Origin of the sequence: Rothia sp. HMSC069D01 (genome assembly GCF_001810135.1) — a bacterium.
GTDB lineage: Bacteria > Actinomycetota > Actinomycetes > Actinomycetales > Micrococcaceae > Rothia.
The window spans coordinates 622089-625585 of sequence record NZ_KV800108.1 but is presented as its reverse complement, the minus strand read 5'-3'; the positions used below and the strand labels follow the sequence as shown (position 1 = coordinate 625585).

Below are 3497 nucleotides of genomic sequence, written 5' to 3'. Positions count from 1 at the left end.
AGCTGTACGTGCCCGAGCGTACCGGCGGCAAGATTTTCGTCATCGACACCAAGACCTTCAAGGTGGAGACCAGCTTCGACACCAAGGGCAACGCTGAGGGTGAGGTTCGCCCCTCCGACATCGCGATTGACCACTCCCAGAACGAAATTTACGTCTCCTCCCAGGGCGTGAAGGGAGCGAACTCCGGCGTGTCCATCTACGACGCGACCACCCACGAGTTCAAGAAGTTCATCCCGGTCGGCACCCAGGCGCTCTCGCTCGATAACGATGAGGCCAACGACCTGGTGTACGTCTCTGATTTCGGTACCGGCAAGGTCGGCGTGATTGACGGCGGCGCAGCGGACAAGCTGATTGCAGAGGTCGCCATGAACGGCGGCAAGGCAAACGACCTGGTTGTGCTGCCCAACGGCTCCGTTGTTGCTGTGGACAAGCAGGCTGGCGCAACCGCAACCGTGCCCTACGTGCTCGACGGCACCACCGGCACCGTCAACACCTCCAACAAGGTGACCAGCAAGCCTTCTAAGGACAAGCAGGGCAACGACGTACCCGCCAAGACCACCGACATTCAGGCGAACTCCATCCTGAAGTTCAAGGTCACCGCAACCGCGGGCGACAACTCCGAGGTCAAGCAGGTCACCCCCGAAACCCGCGAGTTCCAGGGCTACCCGGCAACCGCCACCAAGACCAAGGCAGCCGACTCTACCGCCCCCTCCACCGAGGCACACCGCACCGTGGATGCAAACGGTAGCGTTGCGAACATCATTCAGGGTCTGCCCGGCCAGTTCCAGGTTGGCTACTCCAAGAAGAACCACAAGCTGTTCGTGCCCACCGTGGGTGCACGAGGCAATCTTGCTTCCTCCCTGGCGCGCGTGGATGCAGACACCCTGCAGACCGAGGCATTCGCCGAGCTGCCCGTGAAGAAGAACGACAAGGGCCAGTACGGCTACACCTCCGCGTACGGCGTGACCGTCGATGACGTGGACGGCACCGTCTGGGTCACCAACACCACCGACAACTCCGTGGCGGTGTACGATCAGCAGACCCTCAAGCTCATCTGGAGCAACGAGGGCGTGAAGGAGGGCGACCCGAACTGGATTGAGCACCCCCGTTCTGTGCTCGTCGACCACGAGTCCGGTAAGGCGTTCGTGACCGGCCGCTTCTTCGTCTCCGCTATCGACCTGAAGACCAAGCAGGTTGAGAAGATTCAGCTCGAGGGTGCCCCCGACGGCGGTACCCGCTACATCAGCATGAACCTGTTCCTGGACGGCGGCAAGCTGTACGTGCCCGAGCGTACCGGCGGTAAGCTCTTCGTCGTGGACACCAAGACCTTCAAGGTTGAGAAGACCATCCAGACTCAGGGTGAGGACTCCACCGTTGAGGTTCGCCCCTCCGACGTTGCAGTGGACCGTTCCCTGGGCGAAATCTACGTCTCCTCCCAGGGCGTGAAGGGCGTCAACTCCGGTATTTCCGTGTACGACCTGCGCACCGGCGATTTCAAGAAGTTCGTCAAGTTCGGCACCCAGGCGCTCGCCCTGGAGCACGATGAGGACAGCGACCTGGTGTACGTGACCGACTTCGGCACCGGTAAGGTTGCAGTCTTTGACGGCCGCGCCGACGAGGTGATCGGCGAGGTCGAGATGAACGGCGCCGCAGCGAACGACGTGACCCTGCTCAAGGACGGCTCCGTGCTGGTCCTCGACAAGAAGGACCGCGACGAGAAGGTCACCCTGCCCTACGTGCTCAACGGCACCACCGGAGAGATTACCACCGCCAGCGAGTACACCACTCTGCCCGGCAAGGACCGCCAGGGTAACGATGTTCCCGCATCGGTTCAGCAGCTGAAGGCTAACTCGATTCTGAAGTTCAAGGTTGGCCTGAAGGACACCGACGCGAGCGCAGCTCCGGTGGGTATCACCCCGACTTCGTTGCAGTTCGCTGGTTACCCGACGGTGACCGGTGTGAAGGCTGAGGATTCGAAGCCGGCTGACCCGAAGCCTGCAGATCCGAAGCCTGCAGATCCGAAGGTAGAGGACAAGAAGGCTGAAGATAAGAAGTCTGAGGACGTTAAGTCTGAGGATAAGAAGTCTGACGCGAAGACCGGTGCACAGGACTCCAAGTCTGCTCCGGATGCGGTGAAGGCTGATAAGTCGGGTTCGGCTGTGAAGAACGGTGGTTCCTCCGCAGGTGGTTCCGATAATTTGGGCGGTGGCTCCTCGGTAGCTAAGAGCGACGCAGGTTCCTCGCAGGCTGGTTCTTCGCGTGGCGCTCTGGCGAACACCGGTGCGAACGCTGTGATGCCGCTGGTTGCTTTTGCTTCTGTGGCTCTGATTGCGGGTGCTGCTCTGGTGGTGCGTCGCCGCAAGGCATAGCGTTTAGCTCTCGGGCTTAAAAGCTCGATATAACGCGTGAGAAGGCGGGTATTTTCTCTTTCGGATTCTTTGAATCTGGGGGAGGGAGTACCCGCCTTTTGCGTGCCCGCTTGGGCTAATGCTGGGTGGGTGGTTTTAAAGCATATTTATATATGTGCACTTGCTTGTAAAAATATAGGTTTTGAATGTTAAAAAATGTGTGGCCCGTGGTGAATGTCGCTGGCGCGCCTCACCTAAACATTTACATTAATGTGTAAATATAAAAGCATCACAATACCCCTCGCGACCTGGGTTTTTGCCCGCAAGAGCAAGGAAAAACCGGGGAAGCGCCTCAACCTTCACGTGATACTGAAGGCGAATTAGGGGATCACTCACAAAAACACAAAACACGCCCACGTCGCTGCTTGTATTTTCCTGGGAAAACATTGAGGATTAGAAGGTAGGTAAATTTATGCGTTACCTGCATTTCTGCTTTTCGTGCCGTCGAATATGTCACCGCATATTCACGGGTGTCTCGTTAGCATTCGCATGCGGCATGTGAGCACTTCCGTTACACATTTGAAGGACACACATTGAACCTCACTCCCTCCTCGGGCAAAGCACTGAAGGGGCTCGCCGTCGGCTCCCTCGCGCTCGCAATCTCCGGCGCAGCCATGATTCCTGCCTCCTTCGCAGCACCGAACACCGCAAACCAGACCGCGACCCCCAGCGCATCGGCTCCTTCCACCGCATCGCTGAGCCGCGTTGTTGACACCTCCGCGTCCGTCGCGCAGATTACCCAGGGTCTGCCCGGCCAGTACCAGGTTGCATACTCTAAGGCGACCAACAAGATTTGGATGGTCGGCGTGGGTGCACGCGGCGACCTCGCCTCCACCATTGCTCGTGTCAACGCAGACACTCTTCAGATTGAAGAAGTAGCAGCGCTTCCCTTCGAGCTGGATAAGAACGGCGAATTCGGCTACATTTCCGCGTACGGCATCACTGTTGATGACGTATCCGGCACCGTGTGGGTTACTAACACCACCGACAACTCCCTGTCTGTGTTCGACCAGAACACCATGGAGCAGATTTGGACTAACCACGGCATCGCCGAGAGCGACCCGAACTGGATTGAGCACCCCCGCTCCG

General features: G+C 58.6%; 1 protein-coding gene and 1 pseudogene. Both read left to right on the top strand.

The features are described from left to right. The coding region (locus tag HMPREF2710_RS06970) for a YncE family protein (protein ID WP_070600295.1) at positions 1 to 2369 on the top strand (2369 nt) is incomplete at its 5' end. 572 nt (positions 2370 to 2941) lie between these two features. Continuing rightward, positions 2942 to 3497 (top strand): annotated as a pseudogene (locus HMPREF2710_RS06965) (peptidase); the annotation flags it as partial.